19 protein-coding genes are annotated in these 24,941 nt (G+C 57.2%); 14 read left to right on the top strand and 5 right to left on the bottom strand.

What is annotated here, in order from left to right; genetic code table 11:
• The first annotated feature begins 4 nt into the window (after window positions 1-4).
• From AB1L30_RS08135 to AB1L30_RS08125, 3 genes are all read left to right on the top strand, one after another.
• Window positions 5-2,113, top strand: a complete 2,109-nt coding sequence (locus AB1L30_RS08135; RefSeq protein ID WP_367012922.1) for a terpene cyclase/mutase family protein — start codon at window positions 5-7, stop codon at window positions 2,111-2,113.
• Window positions 2,110-3,231, top strand: a complete 1,122-nt coding sequence (gene hpnH / locus AB1L30_RS08130; protein WP_367012921.1) for an adenosyl-hopene transferase HpnH — start codon at window positions 2,110-2,112, stop codon at window positions 3,229-3,231. Before AB1L30_RS08135 ends, hpnH begins: the two co-directional genes overlap by 4 nt.
• A 154-nt stretch (window positions 3,232-3,385) precedes the next feature.
• Window positions 3,386-4,765: an SRPBCC family protein gene (locus AB1L30_RS08125; protein ID WP_367012920.1), complete on the top strand. Its 1,380-nt coding sequence runs from the start codon at window positions 3,386-3,388 to the stop codon at window positions 4,763-4,765.
• Here AB1L30_RS08125 and AB1L30_RS08120 read toward each other — a convergent pair.
• Together AB1L30_RS08120 and AB1L30_RS08115 are read right to left on the bottom strand one after the other, a co-directional pair.
• Entirely contained in the window at window positions 4,762-6,534 is a 1,773-nt protein-coding gene (locus AB1L30_RS08120; protein ID WP_367012919.1) for a DEAD/DEAH box helicase, read from the bottom strand. The genes AB1L30_RS08125 and AB1L30_RS08120 overlap by 4 nt on opposite strands.
• Window positions 6,535-6,673: 139 nt before the next feature.
• A complete protein-coding gene (locus AB1L30_RS08115) occupies window positions 6,674-7,138 on the bottom strand; it encodes a hypothetical protein (RefSeq protein ID WP_367012918.1) in 465 nt (154 codons plus the stop codon).
• Between the two features lie 340 nt (window positions 7,139-7,478).
• Between AB1L30_RS08115 and AB1L30_RS08110 the strand changes: the two genes are divergently transcribed.
• The 8 genes from AB1L30_RS08110 (at window position 7,479) to AB1L30_RS08075 (ending at window position 16,311) form a co-directional block, all read left to right on the top strand.
• Window positions 7,479-7,946: a hypothetical protein gene (locus AB1L30_RS08110; protein WP_345087604.1), complete on the top strand. Its 468-nt coding sequence runs from the start codon at window positions 7,479-7,481 to the stop codon at window positions 7,944-7,946.
• A 225-nt stretch (window positions 7,947-8,171) separates the two neighbouring features.
• Window positions 8,172-9,299, top strand: a complete 1,128-nt coding sequence (locus AB1L30_RS08105) for a hypothetical protein (protein WP_367012917.1) — start codon at window positions 8,172-8,174, stop codon at window positions 9,297-9,299.
• Window positions 9,300-9,404: 105 nt separating this feature from the next.
• Window positions 9,405-10,847 (top strand): aldehyde dehydrogenase family protein, encoded by a 1,443-nt coding sequence (locus tag AB1L30_RS08100; protein ID WP_367012916.1) that lies wholly within the window; start codon window positions 9,405-9,407, stop codon window positions 10,845-10,847.
• Window positions 10,848-10,999: 152 nt separating this feature from the next.
• Window positions 11,000-12,154, top strand: coding sequence for an iron-containing alcohol dehydrogenase (locus tag AB1L30_RS08095; RefSeq protein ID WP_367012915.1), 1,155 nt, complete (start codon window positions 11,000-11,002; stop codon window positions 12,152-12,154).
• Between the two features lie 84 nt (window positions 12,155-12,238).
• On the top strand, window positions 12,239-13,360 hold the full coding sequence (locus AB1L30_RS08090) for a PQQ-binding-like beta-propeller repeat protein (RefSeq protein ID WP_367012914.1): 1,122 nt from the start codon (window positions 12,239-12,241) through the stop codon (window positions 13,358-13,360).
• A gap of 104 nt (window positions 13,361-13,464) precedes the next feature.
• Entirely contained in the window at window positions 13,465-14,775 is a 1,311-nt protein-coding gene (locus AB1L30_RS08085; RefSeq protein ID WP_367012913.1) for a coproporphyrinogen-III oxidase family protein, read from the top strand.
• Window positions 14,775-15,230, top strand: a complete 456-nt coding sequence (locus AB1L30_RS08080; protein ID WP_367012912.1) for a glycine cleavage system protein H — start codon at window positions 14,775-14,777, stop codon at window positions 15,228-15,230. Before AB1L30_RS08085 ends, AB1L30_RS08080 begins: the two co-directional genes overlap by 1 nt.
• A gap of 4 nt (window positions 15,231-15,234) precedes the next feature.
• The gene (locus tag AB1L30_RS08075) at window positions 15,235-16,311 is read left to right on the top strand and encodes a ferredoxin family protein (protein ID WP_367012911.1); all 1,077 of its coding nucleotides are present in this window, start codon (window positions 15,235-15,237) and stop codon (window positions 16,309-16,311) included.
• A gap of 350 nt (window positions 16,312-16,661) precedes the next feature.
• On the opposite strand, the gene AB1L30_RS08070 is transcribed toward AB1L30_RS08075, so the two are convergent.
• Together AB1L30_RS08070 and AB1L30_RS08065 are read right to left on the bottom strand one after the other, a co-directional pair.
• Window positions 16,662-17,552, bottom strand: a complete 891-nt coding sequence (locus AB1L30_RS08070; RefSeq protein ID WP_367012910.1) for a cytochrome c — start codon at window positions 17,550-17,552, stop codon at window positions 16,662-16,664.
• Between the two features lie 168 nt (window positions 17,553-17,720).
• Complete coding sequence (locus AB1L30_RS08065) at window positions 17,721-19,019, bottom strand: radical SAM protein (protein WP_367012909.1); 1,299 nt, start codon at window positions 19,017-19,019, stop codon at window positions 17,721-17,723.
• A 163-nt stretch (window positions 19,020-19,182) separates the two neighbouring features.
• Between AB1L30_RS08065 and AB1L30_RS08060 the strand changes: the two genes are divergently transcribed.
• From AB1L30_RS08060 to AB1L30_RS08050, 3 genes are all read left to right on the top strand, one after another.
• Window positions 19,183-21,036, top strand: coding sequence for a prenyltransferase/squalene oxidase repeat-containing protein (locus AB1L30_RS08060; protein WP_367012908.1), 1,854 nt, complete (start codon window positions 19,183-19,185; stop codon window positions 21,034-21,036).
• Window positions 21,037-21,053: 17 nt separating this feature from the next.
• Complete coding sequence (locus tag AB1L30_RS08055) at window positions 21,054-22,901, top strand: polyprenyl synthetase family protein (protein ID WP_367012907.1); 1,848 nt, start codon at window positions 21,054-21,056, stop codon at window positions 22,899-22,901.
• Between the two features lie 66 nt (window positions 22,902-22,967).
• Complete coding sequence (locus tag AB1L30_RS08050) at window positions 22,968-23,513, top strand: hypothetical protein (protein ID WP_367012906.1); 546 nt, start codon at window positions 22,968-22,970, stop codon at window positions 23,511-23,513.
• On the opposite strand, the gene AB1L30_RS08045 is transcribed toward AB1L30_RS08050, so the two are convergent.
• On the bottom strand, window positions 23,510-24,901 hold the full coding sequence (locus AB1L30_RS08045; protein WP_367012905.1) for an FAD-dependent oxidoreductase: 1,392 nt from the start codon (window positions 24,899-24,901) through the stop codon (window positions 23,510-23,512). The two genes, AB1L30_RS08050 and AB1L30_RS08045, sit on opposite strands and share 4 nt — an antisense overlap.
• Between the last annotated feature and the right edge of the window lie 40 nt (window positions 24,902-24,941).

Raw genomic sequence — 24,941 nt, 5'->3', positions numbered from 1 at the left:
AGTCATGATGGATGGATCCTACTCACTCGCCCGAGATCGGCGGCCCGGCCAAGATGAAACCGGCGCCAACGGCGATGCCCCTTCTTTGACAACCGCCATCGAGCGGACCTCGAACTGGTTGCTTTCGCAGCAAGCCGACGAAGGTTATTGGTGCGCCGAACTGGAAGGGGATTCGATTCTGCAGAGCGAATTCCTTCTGCTGTTGGCGTGGGCTCGACGCGAGAAAAGCGAGATTGCCCAGCGTGTCTCCAAGCAGTTGCTCGCCCAACAACGAGCCGACGGTACGTGGGCTCAGTACCCGGAAGGTAAGCTCGACATCAGTTCGTGCGTGAAGGCTTACTTCGCCCTGAAGCTGACCGGGCACGAGCCAACCGCTGACTATATGGTCAAAGCTCGTGACGCGATCCTGGAAGCAGGCGGCGCCGACGCGGTGAACAGCTTCACGCGTTTGTACCTCGCGCTGCTGGGCCAGATTCCGCTAGAGATCTGTCCGGCGATTCCGCCTGAGATGATCCTGCTGCCGAACTGGTTCCCCCTGAACATCTATCGCATGAGCAGTTGGTCGCGGACGATCTTCATTCCGCTGGCGATCTGCTGGGCATTGCGTCCGGTCGTCGATCGCTCGGAAGAATGCTCGATCCAGGAACTGTTCATCAACCAGCCCGAGAACTGGCCGGAACTGCGTTGCCCAGGGCAAGAGAAAGCGACCGGCCTCTTCACGTGGGATCGCTTCTTCCGCACGGCCGACAAAGGCTTGAAGACCCTGGAAGCATATCGCTTCCGTCCGCTTCGCAAACGAGCCCTCAAGGCGTGCGAACAGTGGATCCTGGCCCGCATGCCGAAGAGCGATGGCCTGGGTGCGATCTTCCCGCCGATCTTGTGGAGCATCGTCGCGTTCAAAGCGTTGGGCTACGACGACAACGATCCTGCCGTGCTTTCATGCTGGAGCGAGATCGACAAGCTAATGCTACACGACGACGAGAACCAGACCACACGGATTCAGCCCTGCAAGAGCCCGGTCTGGGACACGACGATCACGCTTCGTGCGATGGCGGCGGCTGGTCATGGCAGCGATGCCCCGCGCATGCGAAAGTCGATCGACTGGATTCTGTCGAAAGAAGTTCGCGACAAAGGTGACTGGACTAACAATGTCCGCTGTGCCCCAGGGGGCTGGTTCTTTGAATTCAACAACGAGTTCTATCCAGACCTCGACGACACCGCGATGGCGTTGATGGCCTTGCAGGAACAACTTGGCGAGGCGGGAGTCGCTCTGGAAGTTCATCCCGGTCAATCGTGGGAAAACACCACGATCGTCACGACCTCGAACAAGGTCGCGGCAGAAGACGCCGTTGGCCAAGCCATGCTGCTCGACAAGGTCACCAGTGCCACCAAGCGAGCGTTGGCCTGGAGTGCCGAAATGCAGAACCATGACGGGGGCTGGGGCGCGTTCGATAAGAACAACGACGCCGAGTTCCTCTGCAAGGTTCCCTTCGCCGACCATAACGCGATGATCGATCCCAGCTGGCCCGACTTGTCGGCCCGCGTGATCGAATCGTTCGGGCAACTGGGCGTTCATCACCAAAGCCGCGGCAAGCTGGGGGATGTCGTTCGTAAAGCGGTCGACTACATCCGCGATAACCAATACGAAGATGGTTCGTGGTATGGTCGCTGGGGCGTGAACTATATCTACGGCACCTGGCAATGCCTGGTCGGCCTGGCCGCCGTCGGTATCTCGCTCGACGATCCGATGATTCAAAAGGGAGCCGAGTGGCTGATCGGTTGTCAGCAACAATCAGGTGCGTGGGGCGAGACCTGCGACAGCTACGAGAACCCGAACCTGAAAGGGATCGGTACCCCGACACCTTCGCAGACGGCATGGGCCATCCTGGGGCTGATTGCCGCCGGCAAGGAAGATAGCGAAGCGGTCCGCAAAGGGGTTCGCTACTTGCTGCAAACGCAGAAGGAAGATGGCACCTGGGACGAAGAGCCTTACACCGGCACCGGCTTCCCACGCGTGTTCTATCTGCGTTATCACTATTACCGAATCTATTTCCCTCTGTTGGCTTTGGCCACGTGGGCCAAGAAATCTAACAGCACCGAGGGTTCGCGATGAGTGTCCCAGTTTCCCAAATGTGGACCGTCGCGTCGTACGTCCTCAAACAAAAGATCCTCGGTCGCAAACGCTACCCGCTGGTCTTGATGCTCGAACCGCTGTTTCGCTGCAACCTGGCCTGCGCCGGCTGCGGCAAGATTCAGTTTCCGGTCGAGATCTTGCGGAAGCAGTTGACCCCGGAGCAATGCTTCCAGGCCGTCGATGAATGTGGAGCCCCGATCGTTTCGATCCCAGGTGGTGAACCACTGCTGCATCCGCAGATGCCAGAGATCGTCGAAGGTCTGGTCAAACGCAAGAAGTACATATACCTCTGCACCAACGCGCTGCGTCTGGAAAAGGCGTTGCCGCAGTTCAAGCCGAGCAAGTACTTGACCTTCTCGGTTCATATGGATGGTCCGCGTGAAGAGCACGACCATGCCGTCTGCCGCGAAGGAACGTACGACATCGCCGTCAGCGCGATCAAAGCGGCGCTGAAGCAAGGCTTCCGCGTCACGACCAACACCACCCTGTTCGACGGAGCCCAGCCGGAACGTATTCGTGGTTTCTTCGACGAGATGATGGAGTTAGGCGTCGAGGGGATGATGCTTTCGCCAGGGTACAGCTACGAAAAAGCCCCAGACCAGGAACACTTCCTGAAGCGGAATCAAACGTACCGCTTGTTCCGCAATATCTTGTCGTCGCCTAAGAAGCTGTGGCAATTCAACCAGAGCCCACTCTTCATCGAGTTCCTCAAGGGGAATTACGACCTGGAATGTACCCCGTGGGGCAACCCCACGTACAACATCTTCGGCTGGCAAAAGCCTTGCTACCTGGTCGACGAAGGTCACACGAAGACATTCGCCGAACTGTTGGAAGCAGTCGAGTGGGACAACTACGGGACTCGCAGCGGCAACCCCAAGTGTGCCAACTGCATGGTGCATAGCGGCTATGAACCGAGCGCCGTCGACGCGACGTTTTCTTCGCTGAAAGGCCTGCTGAAGACGGCGCGGCTGACGATGTTTGGCGCACCGAAAACGAATCGTCCGCTGCCGCAGTTGGAAAGCGACGACCGGATCGACGATGCCGAGTCGCCGCAGCGACCCGGTCGAAAACAAACCGAGCTGCCTGTCTTACAGTAACGGCAATTGTCGCCTATTTGCGCGACAAGCACGGAAGTTTCCTCGATCGAATCGGCGATCGAGGTATTTTCTGAAACAATCGCGATCGCCAGTTACCAGGCGTTGCGTTTCTCAGTTGGGCTGAAGTCCTGACCTTCAACCCGGAGAGATCCGCATGACGCGACTCGACTCGCGTGGGCAGCTTCTACTGCTGCTGTCCACGCCTCTTAATCGCACGCAGTACCTCGGCTATGGTTTTCTGCTGATTGGCCTGAAGTATCTCGTCGAGACGATACTGGTTCGCGTAGTGACCGGCAAGTTCTTTTCAATCTTCGAGTTCTTCAATCCAGTCCTGACGACGCGCATCGAAGACTTCGCCGACTATCCGATCTTGGCCTGGGGGATCTTCCTCTGGTCGTTGCCATTTCTCGGTTTGGCTTTGAACCTGTCCGTTCGACGAGCGATCGACAGCGACGGTATCAGCCCCTGGATGTCGCTGCTCATTCTGGTCCCAGGACTCAACTTCGTTTTGGTAATCGTCCTGGCTTTGACACCTTCCGACCCGCGACGTGCCTATCCCAACGAATTCGCCGACGATCAAGACGACCTGATCCATCACGAAACCTCGGTCGTTACGGCAATTGTGGTTGGGCTTGGTATCGGAGCGATGATGATGGCGGTAAGCGTGCTTTATTTGAAGACCTACGGCAGCGGACTCTTCGTGGCGACACCAATCGTCATGGGTGCCGCAACCAGCTTCTACTACAACCGCCGCAAGCTTCGATCGCTGGGAGCTTCCGTTGGAATTGGAGGCCTGGTGATCGTGATCGGCTCGGTCGCCTTACTGCTGTTCGCCCTGGAAGGTGCCGTTTGCATTGTGATGGCATTGCCACTGATTGTGCCGCTGGGTGTAATCGGCGGGCTGATCGGAATGTTGCTTGCCCAGGTCGCCATCGAAGATGATCAGTTCCCCCACATCTCGGCCGTAGTGATCTGCTTGCCGATCTTCGCCGGCATTGAAACGTACCTTAATCAACCTCGCGAAACGGTCGTGATGACCTCGATCGAGATCGATGCACCGCCAGAGAAAGTCTGGGAAAGCGTCGTCGCATTTCCCGACATCGATTCGCCGCCGCCATGGTACTTTCATCTCGGCATCGCGACGCCGCTTCGGGCTCGGATCGAAGGGCATGGACCAGGGGCGATTCGCTACTGCGAGTTCACCACGGGAACGTTCGTCGAGCCGATCACTCAGTGGGATCGACCCCGGCGTCTTGCCTTCCAGGTAACCGAGCAGCCAGATCCGTTGATTGAAATGAGCCCAATCGGCCACATCCATCCGCCGCACCTCGATGGCTACATGCAGAGCAATCGAGGCGAGTTCCGGTTGATTGAGTTGCCCAACGGACGAACGCGTTTAGAGGGTCGTACCTGGTACGAACTGAAGATGTTCCCTCAAGCGTTCTGGATGCTTTGGAGCGATGCCATCGTCCATCGCATCCATCAACGCGTGCTCGAACATATTCGAGACCAGGTGGAACCAGCGACAGACTAAGCGGCCAGGCGAATCGGTCCCTTGGGACTACGCAGATCGAACAGGCCGAAGATGTCTTCCTTCGAGAAACCAATCTTTGGCGGTTCTTCGGTCTGGCTGAATAGCGTGTTGAACAACTCGCGTTTTTCTTCCAGCACCTTGTTGATGCGATCTTCGATCGTGCCGACTGCCAGGTAGCGACTGATCGTCACGGCCCCGGCCGCACCGATGCGGTGAGCCCGGTTGATCGCCTGATCTTCAATGGCGGGGTTCCACCAGCGATCAAATAGAAAGACGTACTCGCAGAACTGCAAGTTTAGCCCCACGCTGCCGGCACCATAGCTCATCAGAATGACATGCTTCGACGGATCGTGCTTGAACTGATCGATCACCCCTTCCCGCTGCTTGTGCGGAACCTTGCCGTGATATTCGAGCGGGCCGAAAGGCTCGACATGCTTGCGAATCTGCTGGATCGTTCGCGTCCATTGGCTGAAGAGAATCGCCTTCTTGCCACTGGCCGCGACTTCTTCGAGATCGGCCTTCAACTGATCCATCTTCGCACTCTCACCGGTGATCGGTTCGAAGTTGCAGATCTGCTTCAAGCGAAGCACCAACTCGAAGACGTGCTGCACCGTCAGCTCTTGCCCCATGTCTTCCAGACGAACGATGCCTTCCTTCTCGGCGATTTCGTAAGCCTCTTGCTGGGCCGGCGACAGGTGCAATTCCGCGTCGCGATAAAGTCGCGGCGGCATGTCAGTCATCACCAGGTCTTTCGTGCGGCGAATGATGTACTCGCCGGCTGTCGAACTCATCGACTTGATGTCCATCCCCTTGGTCAACAAGCCAGGTGCCAGAAACTCGAAGACCCCGACCAGGTCGTCGGTGCTGTTTTCGATGGGCGTGCCGGTCAGTGCCCAGCTACGGGTACGAGGAATGTTCTTGGCGATCTCAGCGGTGGTGCTGTTCGAGTTCTTGATGCGTTGGGCTTCGTCCAGAACGACCAGGTCGAAATGCAAACCACCTTCTTCGCCCACCAGGTCATGGTCGCGCATCAGCAGTTCGTAGTTGGCGATCTTGATCGGTGTCTGGTTATCGCGCCACAACCAACTTCGCTTGGCCGAATCCCCTTCGATCACACTGATCGGGATCTCAGGCGCCCAAAGGTTGAACTCGCGTTTCCAGTTGCTCACCAGCGGCTTGGGACAAACCAGCAGCACGTTGCGGATCTCGCCGGCACGTAGCAGCATGCGCATCGTGCTGATCGACTGCATCGTTTTGCCGAGCCCCATTTCGTCCGCCATCACCGCGGCATGACGCGGGTACAGAAAGGCGATCCCTTCAAACTGGTAAGGGAACGGCTCGAAGGGGAACTCGAGGGCACCACTGGTAACCAACGATTCGAGCGAAGGTTGTAGTAGGTAGTACAACCGATCTTCCAGCTTGATCACGTCGCCAGGTGGGCGAATGTGCGTGATGCGCTTGGGCTTCGGCTTCTTGGCCTGCGGTTCGGTTCCTTCTTCGCCCTCAGGCTGGTCGCCCCCTCCTTTTTTAGGAGGAACCTTCTTTTCCAACGCTTGCAGCCAGGCGGGTGCTTCAGGAAAGACAAAACTTTTGACCGGAACTTTGGTCGCGTTGCAGCTCAGGGTAACCGCTTTGGGGCGGGCGGCTTTCAAGTTTTCCGAGGTGATGGTGATCTGCGGGGCACGTGCCAACGCAGGCGTCCAACCGAGAGAGAGAACCTCGGTCTTGATATTGAGGTCGAGTGATGTGGTATCGAGGTGTTGAGTCATTTCGCTTTCACGACGCTTCGACGGCCGAGGCCGACTTGGCTGGAAGTTGGTGCGCAGGACAGACCCTCGGTTTCGCCTCGCTGAAATTTCGAGCGAGGCGAAAAAATTTGAGGGGGGGATTTCTCGTCAGGGCTTCGGTCTACTTCGCCACTCCATGGGCTTCTTCGATCGCTTCGTGGATTCGCGTGAAGGGCTCGTTCAAGTCGAGATCGATCGACTTTTCTCGCCACAACTGCTCGAGCACGGCACAATCGGCTTCGTGACTGGCACTGACGGCAACTTCATAGCTGCCAAGCTTGATGGATCGAATGTGGGGGGGAGCGACTGCCACCTGGGCGGCAACGGAACCATATGCGGAGGAGGACTCAATGCCAGCGGCTTCCTCTTTTCCAACGGGGGGAACCAGGATCACCGGGATGTCGGCATGGTCACGAAGTGACAGCACGTGTTCGCTATCGGTACAAATCGCGAGGGCCGGGGTTTTAAGCTTTGCCAGCAGTGCTCCGCCGATTTGTTCTCCGTACAGGTAAGGCTTTAGCGTCGGTCCGTACAGAATTTCCTGAGCTCGGTTTGCTTTTACCGGCGCAGTGCAATGAAATTCCAACGGTCTTCCCGCCAGATTCAAAACCAAGAGTCCACCAAATAGTGCACCTGGGGTATGCTCAACCACGGACAAAAACCCGAGGGTGGGCACTGATTTCTCGTTCCGGTTCGACATAGGCACTCCATCTTGCCCATTTGCATATCATGACAGCATATCGTGTTGGGGCGGCGTGGGCGCGCGGCCCATTGCTTTGAATCGGTGCGAAGAAAGGGGTGACTTTAACAATCGTAACGGCGGTTATCCTGCCGCTAGCTATGGCAGCTATTCACGAAATGCTCGACAGGCGATAGCGTCGGCGACTATACTGAGTTACTTGACCCACCTGGAGAAGAATCAAACTATGTCGCTCGACCCGAAAGATCTTTCCACTCTCTTCACCCACGTCGACGTCAGCTCCAACCCAGCTCCCATGCAGCAAACCATTCAACAGAATGAAACCAACACGTTGCTGAAGCGGATGATTGAGCTTCAGGAACGCCAGACTCTGCTGATGGAAGAACTCCTGCAGCAGCAGGTCCACACGCAAAAGCAACGCACTGCCGAGCTTAACGCCTGGCGGAAGGCGCATCCGGAACTGGCCGAGAAATGCCGAATGGCAGCCGAAGCACTGAGCAAGGTCCACGCCGACTTCCTCGATACGCTGGCCAGTGAAGTGGACGATACGGCCGAGGATATGATCGACAGCGAATTCATGTTAAGCGAGTTCGTCGATCGCTTTGGGCCACGCATTGCCCACCTGAATGGTGTACTGCAGATGCTCGCTCAACTGGGTGCCCCAGCCCAGGCGATCAAGACCAATGCTCCGTGATTCGGAGCGGTTAGCCTCCGACACCAGCCGCGCCAGTCGACTTAAAACCTGCCCTTTCGCAGGTTTTTTAATGCGCGAAAAAATTACTGGAGTCACCAAAGGTTGTCAGAACAAGTTTTTCTCGGTACCATCCGTAAAGTCACATCCCTCTGCTCGATCGACGGTCGAGACCTTCGTCCGCGACGAGTCCTATCTTCCCATTCCTTCTTGGCTTGAATTGGAACTATGGCAAGCGACACGCTGACCCCTGAAGTCGAAGCGGCGGTGAAGGCCGCCAAGGACCGCCTCGATGCTCACACGTATGAGATCGTGCAGTGGCATTTTCACGAGTCGACCGGCTGCCCTTTCTGGCTGGAAAAGAAGAAAGAGTTCAACTTCGATCCCCTGACCGAAGTGAAAACCTTCGACGACCTGAAGAAGTTTCCTCTGTTTGAAGACGAATGGCTGCGTGGCGGCCCGGTCCGTCGCTGGGTGCCGCAAGCATTTGCCGACAAGCCGATCTACGTCTTTGAAACGGGCGGCACCACCGGCATTCCGAAGAGCCGTATCGCCATCGACGACTTCCGCACCGACTACTCGCTGTTCAGCGAAACGCTGCCGGATCAGTACTTCCCGAAAGGTGCCAACTGGTTGATGCTCGGCCCATCGGGTCCGCGTCGTCTGCGTTTGGCGGTCGAACATCTCGCTCAGGTTCGCGGCGGTATCTCGTTCTGCATCGACCTCGACCCACGCTGGGTGATCAAACTGATCAAGAAGGGTCAGATGGATCAGTTGGAAGCGTACAAGAAGCACTGCATCGACCAGGCCATCACCATTCTGACCGCCGGTCACGATGTGAAGTGCATGTTCGGTACGCCGAAGCTGATCGAATCGCTCTGCCTTGGCCTCGAAGAAAAGGGAACGACCCTGGCCGAAGTCGGCATCACCGGTATCTTCAGTGGCGGCACCGAGTTCACTCCTCAGTGGACGCGTTACTGCATTGAAGAACTGTTTGGTGGCGGTCCGGAAGAAAGTGGCATCTACATGACGCCTACCTACGGCAACACGCTGATGGGCCTGGCCTGCAGCAAGCCAGTCACTCCGGAAGATGGCTACAAGATTTCGTACTACGCACCACAGCCACGTGCGGTAACCGAAGTCGTTTCGTTCGACGATCCGAACGAACCAGTGCCTTACGGCGATACCGGCCGTGTCAAGCTGACCACGCTGACCAAAGAGTTCTTCGTGCCAGGCTTCCTGGAACGTGACGAAGGCGAACGTGAAATGCCATACTTGCAGTACCCCTGGGAAGGTGTCAGCGGCGTTCGTCCGTTCCATGGCTTCGCCAGCAGTACGACCGTCGGCGTGTACTAAACGCCTGTCTGCTATCCCGCCACAGAGAACGTTTGCACTGCGTTGTTCTCTGTGGCCATATCCGAACGAACACTCTAATTCCTCGAATTATCTCGGACGCCAATCATGTTGAATATTCCAGCCATCCGTTGGGGCAAGCCGTACGACTCGCTCGAGAAGGAAGACGTCGTTCACTTCAGCACCGGCGAACCAATCGCCCGACTGAGCCAGGTCGGCGGTGGAATCCTGAAACGCGACATGCGATTCGCCCAGAAGGCCCGCGAAGCCTTGCTGCAGTTCACGCCGGCCGAGATCCTCGAGAAGCTGGCCGTTGCCGGCAAGCTGTACCTGGAAGCGGAATTGCCGATCGGCGATGGCACGCAAACCCCGGAAGAGTTCGTCCATGCCCAAAGCGCGACGACCGGTTTACCGGAACACATGTGCCGGGCCAACATGACCAAGAATGCGTTCGTGCTGCAAAACATGGATCAGATCCTCGACTCGCTCACGCGTGGTCTGGATCTCAATATCCTGGCCCGTGGTTATGGTAAAGAGCCAGGCCGCGACGTCATGCTTAGTTATCAAGCTCAAAGTCCGGTACTTGGCGCCGTGCTGCCCTCCAATTCACCAGGGGTGCATACCCTGTGGATCCCGGCCGTCGCGCTTCAACTTGGTCTGGTTCTGAAACCAGGTGGAAAGGAGCCATGGACGCCGTACCGGATTTTCTCTGCCATGGTCGAAGCAGGTTTGCCTGCGGAAGCCTTCAGTTTGTACCCTGGTGCCGGTGGCGATGTCGGCTCGGCGTTGCTTTCTTCGGTCGACCGCTCGATGGTTTTCGGTGGCCAGCAGACAATCGATCAATACGCCGGCAACCCAAAGGTTCAGCCACACGGTCCTGGCTTCAGCAAGATCCTGCTGGGGGACGACGTCGTGGACGATTGGCCGCAGTATCTCGACCTGATGGTGCAGAGCGTGTTCGCGAATAGCGGCCGAAGCTGCATCAATGCATCGGGCATCTGGGCTTCTCGCCATACCAAGGAAATCGCTCAGGCCATCGCCGAAAAGATCGGCCCGACCGAGATCAAAGATCCAACCGACGACGAAGCGTCGCTCGCCGCGTTCACGATGCCAGGCATGGCTCCGGCCGTCTGGAGCATGATTGAATCGGACCTGGCTGAAGATGGCGTCACCGATTACACCGCACCCTACGGCGATCGTCTCGTTCAGATGGAACGCTGCGATTACTTGAAGCCGATGGTCATCCACGCTGAAAACCCTGAGAAGCAGGTCGCCTCGAAGGAATACATGTTCCCCTTCGTGTCGGTCGTCGAATGCCCTCAGGAAGAGATGATCAAGAAGATAGGCTACTCGCTCATCTGCACCGCGATCACGGCGGACGAAAAGTTCGCTCGTGATCTGGTCAACGCGACACACATCGACCGATTGAACATCGGCCCGATTCCAACGCACAAGGTTGACTGGCTGCAGCCACACGAGGGGAACATCATCGAGTTCCTGTTCCGCAGCCGAGCCTATCAGGCCGCTCCGGTTCAAGTCGCGGCAACGTAGATCGACAATTGGCCTCTTGCCTCGGTCGATGAGCCTATTCCGCCTGTCGACCGTAGTAAGAGGGAGCGCGGGCGGAAAGTTCACCCCCTCATCCTTCCCCTCCCCTACGCGGACGTTGGCGAGGGAACCGGTTTGAAACAGGATCTCGAGGCATGATTCCATTCGACTTCCAGCCACGCACACGGATTGTGTTTGGTCCGGATAGCCTTCAGCAACTCGGCCCGTTGGCTCGCGAGCTTGGCGCATCGACCGCCCTGGTGGTCAGCGATCCAGGCGTGATTCATGCCGGACACACCCAGAAGGGTCTCGACTGCCTGGAAGAGGCCGGCGTGCAAGCCGTGCTATTCGATGGCGTTCAAGAGAACCCCAGTACGGTCAATGTCGCCGCCGGTGTCGCCTTCGCCAAGGAGCACAAACCTGACCTGATTGTGGGCTTGGGGGGCGGCAGTGCGATGGACTGTGCCAAGGGTATCAACTTTCTGCTGACCAACGGCGGAGAGATGAAGGACTACTGGGGCGTCGGCAAAGCGACCCAGGAAATGCTGCCGATGATCGCCGTTCCGACCACGGCGGGAACCGGAAGCGAAGCTCAATCGTTTGCCCTGATCACCGATGCGGAAACGCACGTGAAGATGGCTTGCGGCGACAAGAAAGCGGCGTGCCGAATTGCCCTGCTCGACCCTCAGCTCACGATCACGCAGCCTCGGACTGTGACCGCGCTCACCGGGATCGATGCGATTAGCCACGCCCTGGAAACGTTCGTCACCAAGAAGCGGAACGAAGTCAGCCTCGCCTTCAGCCGAGAAGCCTGGCGACTGCTGGCCGCGAACTATACCAAGGTTCTAGCCGAACCAGAAAACCTGGAAGCTCGTGGAGCCATGCAGCTGGGAGCCTGCTTCGCCGGGATGGCCATCGAGAACTCGATGCTGGGTGCCGCCCATGCGTTGGCCAATCCGTTGACAGCCCACTATGGCATCGTCCATGGTCAGGCCGTCGCCGTCATGTTGCCTTCGGTGATTCGTTACAACGGCGAAGCCTTCAACGTGATGTACCGCGACTTGTTGTCGGTTCCGGTCGATGTGCCGGGGTATCCCTCCATCGAACAGGGGGCGTACGGTTTGGCAGATCTGGTGCAATCGTGGGTCGATCAGGCAGGGCTGGCAACCAATTTGGGTCAACTGTCGATCAATGGCGAGAAACTCGCAGCCATGTCGACCGATGCCGCCAAGCAATGGACCGGGCACTTTAACCCGCGTGAAGTCGATGCCGGAGAGTTTTCGAAGCTATACCAGGCGGCCATGCATTAACGAGCCAAAGTGTGCCTTCGGCCACGTCCCTGAGTAGAATAGGGGCAACCGTATTCCATGTTCCTCCTTCCCAAGGCCATTTCCATGAACCGCATTTGGATGCCAGCGATTGCCGCTTTCGGTTGCATGTTGCTCGCAGTTGCCGATGCCCGCGCGGACTGGCCTTTGTATCGTGGCGATCCGCTCGCCCAGGGTGTTGCTAAAGAAGCCCTGCCGGACGACCTGGAAGTGAAATGGGAGTTCACCGTCCCGGACGGAGCGTTCGAGGCGACACCGATCGTCGAAGCCGGAATCGTTTACATCGGCGACCTCGATGGCCGCGTCTATGCCTTGAACCTGAAAGATGGCTCGAAAGTTTGGACCTACGAAGGCAACGTCGATCAGTTGTCTGGTTTCATGGGTTCGCCTGCGTTCCGCGACGGGCGAATCTATGTCGGCGACATCGATGGTGTGCTGCACTGCCTCGATGCAAAGACGGGCGAGAAGCTCTGGGAGTTCGCCGCTGGTCTCGAAATCAACGGCAGTGTGAACTTCTACAAAGACAAGATCTTGATTGGCTCGCAAGACGCCAATCTTTATTGCCTGAACCTGGATGGCAAGCTGGCCTGGAAGGTTCAAATCGACGATCAGATCCGCTGCATGCCGACCGTGGTCGAGAACCGCGGTTTTGTCGCTGGCTGCGACAGCAAGTTGCACGTGATCGATCTTGATAAAGGTGAAGCGATCGGCGCGGTTCCGATCGACGGCCCAACCGGGTCGGCTCCGGCTGTTCGCGGCGACGTTGCTTACTTCGGTACCGAAGCAGGCTCGTTCTTCGCGATCGACTGGAAAGAGCTGAAGGTTCTGTGGCAGTATCAAGATCCACGTAACCGTCAGCAGATTCGTACCAGTGCCGCAGTTTTGCCCGACCAGGTACTGTTCGGATCGTTCAGCAAGAACCTGGTTTCGCTCGACCTTGAAACCGGTAAAGAACAATGGACCTTCAAGGCCCGCGGCAAGATCAACAGTTCCCCGGTCGTTGCCGGCAAACGCGTTTACTTCGGCTCGGCCGATAGCCGCGTGCGTGCGGTCGACCTGGCCAGTGGCGAGGAAGTCTGGCAATACGAAGCCGCCAGCGGATTCCCAGCCGGCCCAGCGGTTTCAGACGACTGCTTGTTGATCGCCACCGAGCGAGGTGTGGTTTACTGCTTCGGTAAGAAGAGTTAGCTATGCCCTTCGTCGAAGTTCCCTTGTACACGATTCGTTAGAAACACCCTTTCGCTAAAGCCAGCCAACGGCAAGTTTCCCTTAGCAGAAAGCAAGACAGATTCATGGCGACCGAGTCCACCAAGACCGAAGTCGGTAGTTATTTCATCTCGAACTATCCTCCCTTCTCGCAGTGGAGCGAAGACTACGCGGACGATCTGAACACCGCGATGCACTCGGCCCCGCGCGAAGGGGTGCCATTGGGCTTGTACCTACACGTTCCTTTCTGCCGGAAGCGTTGCAAGTTCTGCTATTTCCGCGTCTACACCGACAAGAATGCCAACGAAGTCGAAACGTACGTCTCGGCCTTGGTGAAAGAAATCGAACTGGTTAGCCAGACCGAAGCGATGGGGGGACGACCTTTCCGCTTCGTTTACTTTGGTGGCGGTACCCCGTCGTTCCTCAGTCCGAAGCAGTTGAAGCGATTGGAAGATCGCCTGCGAACGAGCATCAGTTGGGATCAAGCGGAAGAAGTTACTTTCGAGTGCGAACCAGGTACGCTGCGTGAATCAAAAGTCAAAGCCCTGCGCGATATGGGCGTGACTCGCTTGAGCCTGGGTGTCGAAAACTTCTTCGATCACATCCTGGAAGAGAATGGCCGTGCTCACCTTTCCAAGGAAGTTTATACCGCTTGGGAATGGATCGAAGCCGCCAACTTCCCCAACGTCAACATCGACCTGATCGCCGGCATGGTGGGCGAAACGTGGGATACCTGGAAAGAGAATATCCGCAAGGTGCTCGAGTTCTCGCCAGAAAGCGTGACCATCTACCAAATGGAATTGCCGTTCAACACGGTCTATTCGCAAGACATCCTGGGCAACAAGATCGAAACGCCTGTCGCCGATTGGCCGATGAAGCGGGCCTGGGTCAGCTATGCCTTCGACGAACTGGCCAAGGCTGGCTACAGTGTTTCCAGCGCGTACACCATGGTCAAAGACCCAAGCAAGGTAAACTTCAGCTACCGCGACAATCTGTTCGGTGGCAGCGACTTGCTGGCGACTGGTGTGGCCAGCTTCGGCCATATCAGTGGTGTTCACTACCAGAACAAGACCGAGTGGGGCGACTACACCAGCTCGCTGTTGGAACACAACGAACTGCCGCTCAAACGTGCCTATCGTCCGACCCCAGAACAGTTGCTGATTCGTGAAACGATCTTGCTGATGAAGCGAGGTTACCTCGAAGCCGATTACTTCCGTCAGAAGTTCGGGGTCGAGATCTTGGATAAGTGGTCCGACATCTGGAAGCAGTACCAGGAAGAAGGTCTGCTGACGGTCGATGGCGACCGAATCGACTTGACTCGCGACGGTTTGTTGCGGGCCGACGGTTTGCTGCCGCCATTCTTCGAACCCCAATTCCAGGGCGTGCGATACACCTAATGAGCGACTCTCTGGTCTTCATGATGGGGAAATTTGAAGCCAAATTCCCCACCGATCGGCAGTACACAAAGAACCACTGCTGGGCCATCCCCAGTGGAAATGGCTATCAGTTTGGCTTTACGGCTTATGCTGTACGTCTGCTGCAGGATGTCTATTTCCTCGAGTGGCAGGTTGACGAAGGTGCTACAATTGCGGAAGGTCAAGAGATCGGCTTTATCGAAAGTAGTAAGGCCGAAAGCGAGCTCTACCCTCCGATTCCCGGTGTTCTGTCGCGGTTGAACCCCGAGTTGATGAGCGACCCTTCTCGAATTAACGTCGATATGTACGGCGAGGGTTGGCTTTACGAGATCGAGGGAAGTGGCGAAAAGCTGCTCGATCCCGAGCAATATATCGAACACCTCGCGTCGGTCTGGGAAATTACCCAGCGGACCATCAAGGGACAATTGAACGAGTAACCCCATGCCCAAACGTTTGACGGTCGTCGTCAGCCAAGGCCAGAGCAACAATCCCGCCAAGCGCAAGCTGGAGGAGGATATCGTTGCCGCGCTGCTGTTTGAGCCCGGGATCGAAGTCACGATCGTTCCGCATCTGTACGACTTGAAAAACGATGGCCCCGGCATGCTCGGTCTGCAGGCCATCACCACCGACTTCGTCGTGCTGAGCTGGCTGTACGAACGCGCCACGCGTTGGACGCTCGATCGCAACAACATCCGCGGCAAGGCAGGTACTTCTCTGCTGGTACACGAGTCGGACGAAGATGAAGACGACCTCCTCGATGAGCCAGAGGACAGCGACAAGCTGCGTGTTCTCGATAGCCGACCGATTCCCAACCGGATGATCTACTGCGTCGACCTGCGAGTCTCGAACAAGCTCGAAGATTACGTCGACGAAGTGAAGCGAATTCATCGGGAAATCTCGACCCAAGTCGTCGAACTGGGCGGCCTCGGCGGGTCCCCTTCCCCCACGCCACAACAGTTGGCACGGGTCGCCAATCCGACCAACGACACGGCGCTGAAAGAAGGTGGCGAACTCGAAAAGCCGATCGATATCATCGAGCCGCTGCGAATCGAGGAAGATGCCAAACGTCGCTGGTATCCGGTCATCGATTACAGCCGTTGCACGAACTGCATGGAGTGCATCGACTTCTGCTTGTTCGGTGTTTATGGCGTCGATGGAGTCGAGACCATTCTGGTCGAGATGCCGGACAACTGCCGTAAAGGTTGCCCTGCGTGCAGCCGTGTCTGCCCAGAGAATGCCATCATCTTCCCACAGCACAAAACGCCAACCATCGCCGGCAGCGATGAAGTGGCAGGCGGTGGCCTGAAGATCGATCTGTCGCAACTCTTTGGCAAGCCGAAGGAAGACGACAAGTCGATCGATACGGCCGTTCGCGAACGAGACGAACAACTACTGCTCGCCGGTCGAGAAGCGGTCGGCACCAACGTTGGCGTGCCGAAACGCCAGGCCGACAACGACGATCGCGAGAAAGACGAACTCGACAATCTGATCGACGCCGTCGACGAACTCGATATCTAAACTCGGCCCCTGCAAGCTGTTTCGCGGCCCCACCACTCTGCGCAAGGAACCAAGCTCAGAATTCCTCCGAGCTTGGCCGTTTATTCAGAGCATTCCCAGGGAAACCTCGGAGGCATTTCCGATCCCACCCGATACTTGCTGGTTCGAACTGCCGGTCGCCACGGCCATCCGTCATATGCTGAACCTCAGCTTTTGTGTGCTATTCAACAGACTCGCGAAGCCGAATGACGGGTGCAATGTACCAATAAGTAGATATTGGACGAGCGCGGGCATCTTATTGCCCTCTTGAAAGAAGACGACCTTTCAGTTCAACTTTAAACTGGAAACGGGCAAGCAGAAGCTGGCAGTTGCTAGTTGCGGTAGTCGTTGTGGCATGCCGAGCACGACGCTTTCACCTTCTTGAGCGTGGCCGTTGCCTCGCTCTTTTGGCCAGCTTCGATTTGCTGCTTCAGCGACTTGGCCAGGTCCTCGGACGCGGCGAGCATCTTGCGAAACTTCGCGTCGTACTGATCTTCGTTCAACAGTCGACGCGTCTCGTATAAGCCTTCTTGTAGCAGCAGTGCCTGCTGTGCCGGTGCCAGATCTGCGTGCTCGGCGGGAGCTTCCCAGCCGGCCTGATCGCACAGCACGAGGCTATCGTAGATTCGATCGAGCTTGGCCATCGCCGCGGCGACCGATTCGACTTCTGCGACTTCCACCAGCATCGGCAGCGGAGTCGACTCAGGGATCGGCTGGAACTGGGTGATCTCTTTCCAAAGCCCACCATAGTCGGAACTTGTCCCGGCGCTCCGCATGAAGTCGAGGGCCTGGTTCTCGGTCAGTTCTTCCGCTTCATAGCAGGCAACCGCCGCGGCGGCGGGCCCGCGATGTTTGCCATGGTGGCAATGGAAGAAGATCTTATCCTGCTGGAAGTCATTCATCACTCGCTTTAATGCGGCCTGGGCATCGTCGGAGATGCCGTCGTAACCGATCGGCACATGAACGTAACGCATTCCATATTTGCGAGCGGTCTCAACATCGGGGATCGCCCCATCCACCGAGACAATCACATTGATGCCCAATTCCTTGAGCGTCTTGAAACCTTCTTCGCCATGTGGCTGACTTCCGCTGACGACATGCGGTGTGACCTTCAGCACGTTATCGATGCCGGGCATATGTTCGCCATGCGGTAGCTTCGATGGATCTTGAGCCCACAGATTGCTGGCGACGAAGAAAAGCAGAAGAGAGACAGCCAAACGCATCAAATCATTTCCAACAAGCGAAGAGCAGGCCCGGCAGTGGCATCACGAATCGAGCTATGCCGGTCATCGCCTGCGAACGCTCTCAGTCTAGTAAGAGCGTTGGCGTGAAGCAAACCAAAGAGGCAGCGTTCACAACACGACGTCATGCCGGTGGAAGCAACCGCAAGATTAGTTCGGCGCGTCGACTTTCAACTGCACAAGGTTCGCCGGAGCCGCCGACGCATCGGCACCTTCGGCCGGAATGGTGGGCTGCCAGTTTTCCATTTGAAAATGCTTCGTGTAGGCACCGTAGTCATGGAAGGCGTATTTCTTCAACAGCCAATAAACCCAGCTTTTCTCAGGGATCTCGTTGCCGGGATTGTACTGCGATGGATTCGACTTCAGCGCGTCGAGTTCCTCGTACGCTTCTTTGCGGACCGTGGTGTCTTTCGCTTCATGCCCTTTGGCGAAGTCGGAAAGCAAATCAGGTCGTTCGAGAATGATGCAGCCGCGCGTATTCTTCGCGGCCAGTTCGCGGAAGTCGCGTAGGTACTCCGACTCATTGAAGACCTGACGCAACGGTCGTTCGTCGTGGATCGATTCCTTAGCGAACTGAATCACCGGGCAAGGTTCGATATCGCCATACGGGCTGATATGATGCGTGAAGCCAGTCGCGGCCGGGCACAACGCGTTGCCGTCGGCATCGTGATACGCGTCAATGATCGCAATCGGTTTCTTGACACGCATTTCGACCACAAACTTGCGGACCGCCAACTGCTGCTGCGGCGTAAGAGCGAGGTCTGGGTTCGGCACCGGACCGACCACGCGGTAACCGTGGTACCAGCAATAAAACACGCCCATCTCGATCAGCCGATCGATCCATTCCTCCCGCAGCAGATCGTCAAAATTCGATTGGCACAAGCTGGTACACACGCCGGTCAACAGCTTGTTGTTGACGCAGTTGTGGATCCCTTCCATCGACTTGCTGTAAACGCCGCCGCGGCCACGACGGACATCGCTGATGATCTCGGTACCTTCGATACTGATCAGCGGCGTCACGTTGCCCAGCTTGCGGAGCTCTTTGGCGACTTCGTCGGTGATGAAGTGCCCGTTGGTGAAGACCTGGAAGTAAGCGTCCTGATGCCGGCGGAAGATCTCCAGAATGTCGGCATGCATGAATGGTTCGCCGCCGAGGATCCCGAAGAACGCGTTCCCCATCGCCTTGGCTTCGTTCAGCATCCGATCCATCGCGTCGAGATCGATCTTCGACTGCTTGGCCGAAACATCGACCCAGCATCCCTGGCATCGCAAGTTACAGCTATTGATAACCGAGATGTAGAGGAACGGAGGAAAGAACTCGCCCCGCTTCAGGCGAGCCTTGTGCTTTTGAACCGATCGCAATCCCTTGAATCCCATCAGCCACATGAACTTGGCGACGAGTCGTTTGTCGGTTTCCAGGAGAGCTCGTTTCGCGAGGCGGAGATACATGCAGGTACCTTGGGAGGTTCGGTCGGTGACTGGCAGCGTATTATTCTAACCGACTGGACGGTAAAAGTCAGCGGAAAGGGTCGATCGGATGGACACCCCGCGCCCTCCCATTTAGTATGCACAGACCAGCTTACGACCTCTGTGAAGCCGAAATTGACTCTGCATGATCGATCCTGCCCGTGTCCGACATTGCTATGAACTAGCCAAGCAAGACTTGCTCAGCGAGCGAGATCCTTCGGGGCACTGGATCGGTGAACTCTCGACCTCCGCCCTTTCGACCGCCACAGCCGTCAGTGCGTTGCAGTTAGCCCTGATCAACGGCTCGGCATCCAGCAATGCTGATGCGTCACTCATTCGCGGGGGTGTCGATTACCTGCTGGCGAACCAAAACAGTGATGGCGGCTGGGGTGATACGGACCTCAGTTACTCGAATATTGCCACCACAATGCTGGCGGTCGCGGCCCTCACTTTGACGGGCGATGCCGAGAAACACCCAAGTGTCCTGTCGGCAGCCAAGGCGTACATCGACAAGAAAGGTGGGATTCCCGGATTGCGTGCTCGCTACGGGAAAGACAAAACATTCGCGGTCCCCATTCTGACCAACTATGCCTTGGCGCGGCTGGTCAGTTGGAAGAAGGTTTCGCCCCTCCCATTCGAAGCGGCCGTTTTCCCACAATCGTTTTACAAGTTCATCAAGCTGCCGGTCGTCAGCTACGCGATCCCTGCCCTGGTCGGCATCGGCCAGGCCAAGTTCTATCACGATAAACCTTGGAACCCGCTGATCCGCGGCATTCGCTCGGCCGCCTTCAAGCCAGCGGCAAAAGTGCTGACGAAGATGCAGCCGGAAAGTGGCGGTTACCTGGAAGCGATCCCGCTGACCAGCTTCGTCGTGATGAGCCTCGCCGCGACCGGTCGGGCCAACAGCGAAGTCGCCCAGAATGGCTTGCGGTTCATTCGCGATTCGGTCCGACCTGACGGCAGTTGGCCGATCGATACCAATCTGGCGACCTGGGTTACGACCCTTTCGATCAACGCTCTTTCGGTGCTGGACGACGACAACAGCCATCTCACGCCGGAATGCCTGGACTGGCTGCTCGCGTGCCAGACCAAGACGATTCACCCCTTCACTGGAGCCGCCCCAGGGGCTTGGGGCTGGACCGATTTAAGTGGCAGCGTTCCCGATGCCGACGACACGCCAGGAGCCTTGCTGGCCCTCAAATATTTTTACGAGCGTGGCGACTGCGACGACGCGACCAAAGAGCAAATCTTGCAGGCAGCCCGCAACGGATGTCGCTGGCTGATGGATCTTCAAAACAGCGACGGCGGCTGGCCCACCTTCTGCAAAGGCTGGGGCACTCAACCATTCGATCGCAGCGGCAGCGACATCACCGCCCACGCAATGCGCGGACTGGCGGCGTGGGCGAGCGATCTGCCCGAAGCGCAGCGGCGACTAGCCAAAGGTCAAAAGTACCTGGCCCAGATGCAGCACCACGACGCATGGCTGCCGCTGTGGTTTGGTAACCAGGATCGAACCGAAGAAGACAATCCGATCTACGGCACCGTGAAGGTGCTGAACTACTTCCGCGATATCGCTGCTTCCCCGGTCAATATTGGCGAATCAGATCGCCAAGCCGCAACAAAGGCTCTCAAATGGCTTGCGAGCCAGCAGAACCCCGACGGTGGTTTTGGTGGCGGAAAGGCGATTTCTGATCGCACCCAGGGGCAGTACGAGAGCAGCGTCGAAGAGACGGCGCTGGCCATTGAGGGCTTGCTCTGCGACAATAAGGGAACGGAAAACAGCCCTGCCTGGGAAAATGCGGTCGATTGGTTATGCCGTCGAGTGGAAGAAAATTCCCATGTCGAATGTTCTCCAATTGGTTTTTACTTCTCTAAGCTGTGGTATTATGAAAAGCTCTACCCGCGAATCATGACGGTCAGTGCTCTGGCCCATGCTTGTCGAGCGATAGAATCTTCAGTGCGCGAAAATCCCACCAGCGTCAGCGGAAACAGAGACTGAGATAACTAGCGTTGCCTATGCCTTCCCACTCCCAGCCTGAATCGGACCGCGGCGACAAGAAGCGCGTTTCCCGTCGTCGCAAAACGGCTCATTTGAAGCAAGTTCCCGATCGTCTTGCCCTGCGCGAAGAGATCCGTGATCGCTGCTACCAGATTTGCGAGAACCTCGACAAATCACGTCCTCTCTCCAAGGACGAAATGGAGCAGCTGACCCGGGCCCTGCTGCAAGAGATGAACCTGCCCGAGTCCTATATTGGCTGGACGATGGTGATGATGACCTCCGCCTTCTGGCGTGACCAGGTCTCCGCGATTCCGCCTGAACGTCGCCTCTTCCTGCTGCCTCACTGCTTGAAGCATGCCGAAGGGTGCCCGGCCGAATACGACCAGTTCGGTCTCGACTGCAAAACATGTGGCGCATGTAGCATCGCCGATTATCGGGGTCAGGCCGAAGAGCTTGGCTACCGCGTGCTCGTCGCGGAAGGTTCTCCGATCGTGATGAAGATCCTGGTCAGCGGCTATGTCGACGCCGTGGTCGGGGTCGCCTGCTTGAACGTGCTGGAAAAGGCGTTCGACAAGATCTTGCTGGCCGGCATTCCCTGCATGGCGGTTCCGTTGCATTCAAGCGATTGCCGAAACACGTCGGTCGACGAGAAGTGGGTCTTCGACATGATCCACCTGCCGCATCGTGAACCTCAGCAGAAAACGGCGACCTATGTTCATCTGATGCGTGCCGCTCAGGACATGTTCGCGCCGCAGAACTTGAACCGTTTGATTGCCCCGCAGCGACAAACGCCCGAGACCGCCGAAGCGAACCTTATCGACCTGCCAAACCTCGATCCGATTGCCGCGACTGAGCGTCTGGCGATCGACTTCGTCGGACGTGGCGGTAAGTACTCGCGGCCTTTCACCACGCTGGCCGTTTACGATGCGTTAACCGGCGGACATGGGACTACTGCCGAAGGTGCGGCCCATGTCGCGGACTATTCCGACTCCGTCAAACGCGCGGCCCTGGCGATTGAAACATTCCACAAGGCCTCGCTCGTTCACGACGATATCGAAGACGACGACGAGTTCCGCTATGGCGAGCCAACCGTGCATCGCCAGTTTGGTGTTTCCACCGGGATCAACCTGGGCGACTACATGATCGGTCTCGGCTATCGCCTGGTCAGCCGCGAAATCAAAACGTTGGGCGCGGAAGTGGTGGCGAAGATTGTCGATCAACTGGCCGAAGCTCACATGCGTTTGTCCGAAGGGCAAGGCGCCGAACTGATGTGGCGTGACTCGACCAGCAAAGAGTTGACTCCGATCGACGCCCTGAAAATATATGCCCTGAAGACTTCGCCGGCGTTCGAGGCAGCCTTGCACTGCGGTATCGCTTTGGCTCAAACCAAAGACGATTACCGCGATCAGATGCGCAAGTTTGCCCGGCACGTGGGGGTCGCTTTCCAGATCTTGAACGACCTGAAGGACTGGTTCGGAGACTCCGACAACAAGCTTTCCGCCGGCAACGACATCATCGGCGGACGACCGACCGTGCTGTGGGCCCTGGCACTGCAAAGCCTGAAAGAAGATCGCAAAAACGAACTCATTCAAATTGCGAACGATCCAGACCTGACCGCGACCGCCAAGATCCAGCGAGTGCGAACCCTTTACCTCGAAGGAGGCGTTTTCGATGCCGCAGAGCAGCTCGTAGAAAAATATCGAGCAAAAGCGGAAGAAATCGCCGATGAAATCGAACCGGAAGCCTTCCGACGATTGTTGTATTATCTGGTGGATTCCATTCTGGAAACCGCTGATGATCACAAGCCGACGATTGTCATCCCGACAACTTCGTTGGAATTCCCGATAGCCGCGCCAACTTCGTAGCCCCACCGTTCGACCAGTCTGTTGGCCACCTCAAGTGACTTCCCTTTTCATGAAAAAGGATTTGATGTGGATCCCTGTCGCCATACGATGCCTGAGCTTAGCGAACTGATTGCCCTGTTCTACGATCGGGCAGAAGAACTGGGGCAATTTGAAGAGGTCTCGGCCCAGCAGACCCCGCCCCCTTTCCATCAGTTGCTGGCTCATAACGAGCACATGACCGTCACCGTCGAGCAGTTTCATGGCTGCAACGTCGACGTGAAGGTGCTCGAAAAACGAACCGACGGCCAGTATTACTCGCGGAAGATTTTGCTCACGCGGCAAAGCGACGGCAAGGTCGTTCAGTACGGAATCGTTCGCTTGAACTGCGAGTTCCTCGATGACGAACCGGCCAACGAAATCAAAAGCGAACGCATTCCACTGGGACGTGTCCTGATCGAGCACAACGTCTTGCGAGAAGTACAGCTGACTTGCCTCTGGCACGTTCAGCCCGCAGGCGAACTGCAAGAGTTGCTGGCCCTCGAGCCGAACGAAACCGTTTATGGTCGAACGGCTTTGATCTATTGCAACGGCGAGCCTGCCGTCGAACTGCTGGAAATCGTCACGCGCGACTAAGCCACCGGCTTTCGCAGCGATTGCAGTTTTTCTGAGACTCCCTTCCAGGCGACATCCTGGGGGAGGCAACCCTCTTGTGCGGCCAAAGCCGATGTAACGCCGGCCGCTTCTCCCATGGCGACCGCGTTGCCAGTCACTCGATAGCTGGCATGCGCGAAGAAGTCGCCACTGATGCAGCGTCCGGCCATCATCAACCCATCGACATCGGCGGCAATCAATGCCCGCAGCGGAATGTCGAACGGCTTTGCTTTCACGCCCCCAGAACCGTAAGCCGCTTTCTTGTTCGCTTCCTTAGTCGCGGCATGAATATCGACACTGAATTCGCTACGGCAGATCGCATCTTCATGCCGAGCCCCTAGCCGAACGTCATCGACCGTCACGAAGTAGCGTCCCTTGATGCGGCGACCATCTCGCACGCCGATCTGCTCGGCTGTCGTTACGAGGCGACAATCGCTCCACGCTCCGCCCAGGTTCTTCAGTCCTTGGCAGATTTCGTACAACTCGCGACGTGAACGAATCGTCGCGGCGGTGACTTCCGCGGCATCGAACGGGCGGACCCCATACTCGTGATTCATCATCACCGCGGCAACACTTCCCCCCATGTACCATAGCGTTGGCTTAGCATAGGAAGGATCGTGACCTGCTTTCTGAATGAATGCCCGGAACTCGTCTTTGGTCTGGCCACCCTTCAAACGATCGAACTGCTGCAAGGCTTCCGGACTGGCGGTGATGATTCCCATCATCGACATCGGCTGGCAAGGACAATCCTGATCGCGTCCGAATTCCCAACCGCAGCCTGCCAAGGCGCCGACATCGCCATCGCCGGTCGTATCGACAACCGTATGGGCCCGCCACGCCTGACGACCTGACTTCGACTCGGTGATCACGCCACGCACACGATTCGAGGCATCTTTCTCGACCGCCACGATCCGCGTGTGATACTGGACCTTGATCTTGTTTTCGTCGCACATCTGTTCGAGCAGCACTTTCATGCTCTCGATGTCGTAGATGTAGTTCTTCGGACCGCTCGGGCGAAAGGCGTCCATCTCTTCGAGACGCCGCGGAAGCTCGGCATTCAAACCAGGCTTCTCGGCATCCATCACGTATGAAAGCATCCCACTGGTCCACACACCCCCGAGACAGCCATGGGCCTCCAGGATCTGCACCGAAGCACCGGTTCGGGCCGCGCTGATGGCGGTTGCAATCCCAGCAGGTCCACCACCACAAACGATAACGTCGGTGGTGCCCGCGACCGCTGTCGTTCGCTCTGGTTCGGTTACTTGTCCTGGCGTCTCCGCTTGGCGGTCGGCAGCATGAAGCGCAGTCGGCAGCAAAACACCGGAAACAGAAGCAGCCAAGAGCTGACGACGGGAAAGCGAATTCGACATGAGGAGCCTCGCGGAAAGGTCGGTAGGAGCAGGAGCAGAC

The organism is Bremerella sp. JC817, assembly GCF_040718835.1.
GTDB lineage: Bacteria > Planctomycetota > Planctomycetia > Pirellulales > Pirellulaceae > Bremerella.
This window is presented reverse-complemented; position numbering and strand designations above follow the sequence as displayed.

Bases quoted from the DNA above. Each gene is read 5' to 3' on its own strand.
- AB1L30_RS08135 (WP_367012922.1), top strand. From the start codon at position 5: ATGATGGATGGATCCTACTCACTCGCCCGAGATCGGCGGCCCGGCCAA.
- hpnH (WP_367012921.1), top strand. From the start codon at position 2,110: ATGAGTGTCCCAGTTTCCCAAATGTGGACCGTCGCGTCGTACGTCCTC.
- AB1L30_RS08125 (WP_367012920.1), top strand. From the start codon at position 3,386: ATGACGCGACTCGACTCGCGTGGGCAGCTTCTACTGCTGCTGTCCACG.
- AB1L30_RS08120 (WP_367012919.1), bottom strand. From the start codon at position 6,534: ATGACTCAACACCTCGATACCACATCACTCGACCTCAATATCAAGACC.
- AB1L30_RS08110 (WP_345087604.1), top strand. From the start codon at position 7,479: ATGTCGCTCGACCCGAAAGATCTTTCCACTCTCTTCACCCACGTCGAC.
- AB1L30_RS08105 (WP_367012917.1), top strand. From the start codon at position 8,172: ATGGCAAGCGACACGCTGACCCCTGAAGTCGAAGCGGCGGTGAAGGCC.
- AB1L30_RS08100 (WP_367012916.1), top strand. From the start codon at position 9,405: ATGTTGAATATTCCAGCCATCCGTTGGGGCAAGCCGTACGACTCGCTC.
- AB1L30_RS08095 (WP_367012915.1), top strand. From the start codon at position 11,000: ATGATTCCATTCGACTTCCAGCCACGCACACGGATTGTGTTTGGTCCG.
- AB1L30_RS08090 (WP_367012914.1), top strand. From the start codon at position 12,239: ATGAACCGCATTTGGATGCCAGCGATTGCCGCTTTCGGTTGCATGTTG.
- AB1L30_RS08085 (WP_367012913.1), top strand. From the start codon at position 13,465: ATGGCGACCGAGTCCACCAAGACCGAAGTCGGTAGTTATTTCATCTCG.
- AB1L30_RS08080 (WP_367012912.1), top strand. From the start codon at position 14,775: ATGAGCGACTCTCTGGTCTTCATGATGGGGAAATTTGAAGCCAAATTC.
- AB1L30_RS08075 (WP_367012911.1), top strand. From the start codon at position 15,235: ATGCCCAAACGTTTGACGGTCGTCGTCAGCCAAGGCCAGAGCAACAAT.
- AB1L30_RS08070 (WP_367012910.1), bottom strand. From the start codon at position 17,552: ATGCGTTTGGCTGTCTCTCTTCTGCTTTTCTTCGTCGCCAGCAATCTG.
- AB1L30_RS08065 (WP_367012909.1), bottom strand. From the start codon at position 19,019: ATGTATCTCCGCCTCGCGAAACGAGCTCTCCTGGAAACCGACAAACGA.
- AB1L30_RS08060 (WP_367012908.1), top strand. From the start codon at position 19,183: ATGATCGATCCTGCCCGTGTCCGACATTGCTATGAACTAGCCAAGCAA.
- AB1L30_RS08055 (WP_367012907.1), top strand. From the start codon at position 21,054: ATGCCTTCCCACTCCCAGCCTGAATCGGACCGCGGCGACAAGAAGCGC.
- AB1L30_RS08045 (WP_367012905.1), bottom strand. From the start codon at position 24,901: ATGTCGAATTCGCTTTCCCGTCGTCAGCTCTTGGCTGCTTCTGTTTCC.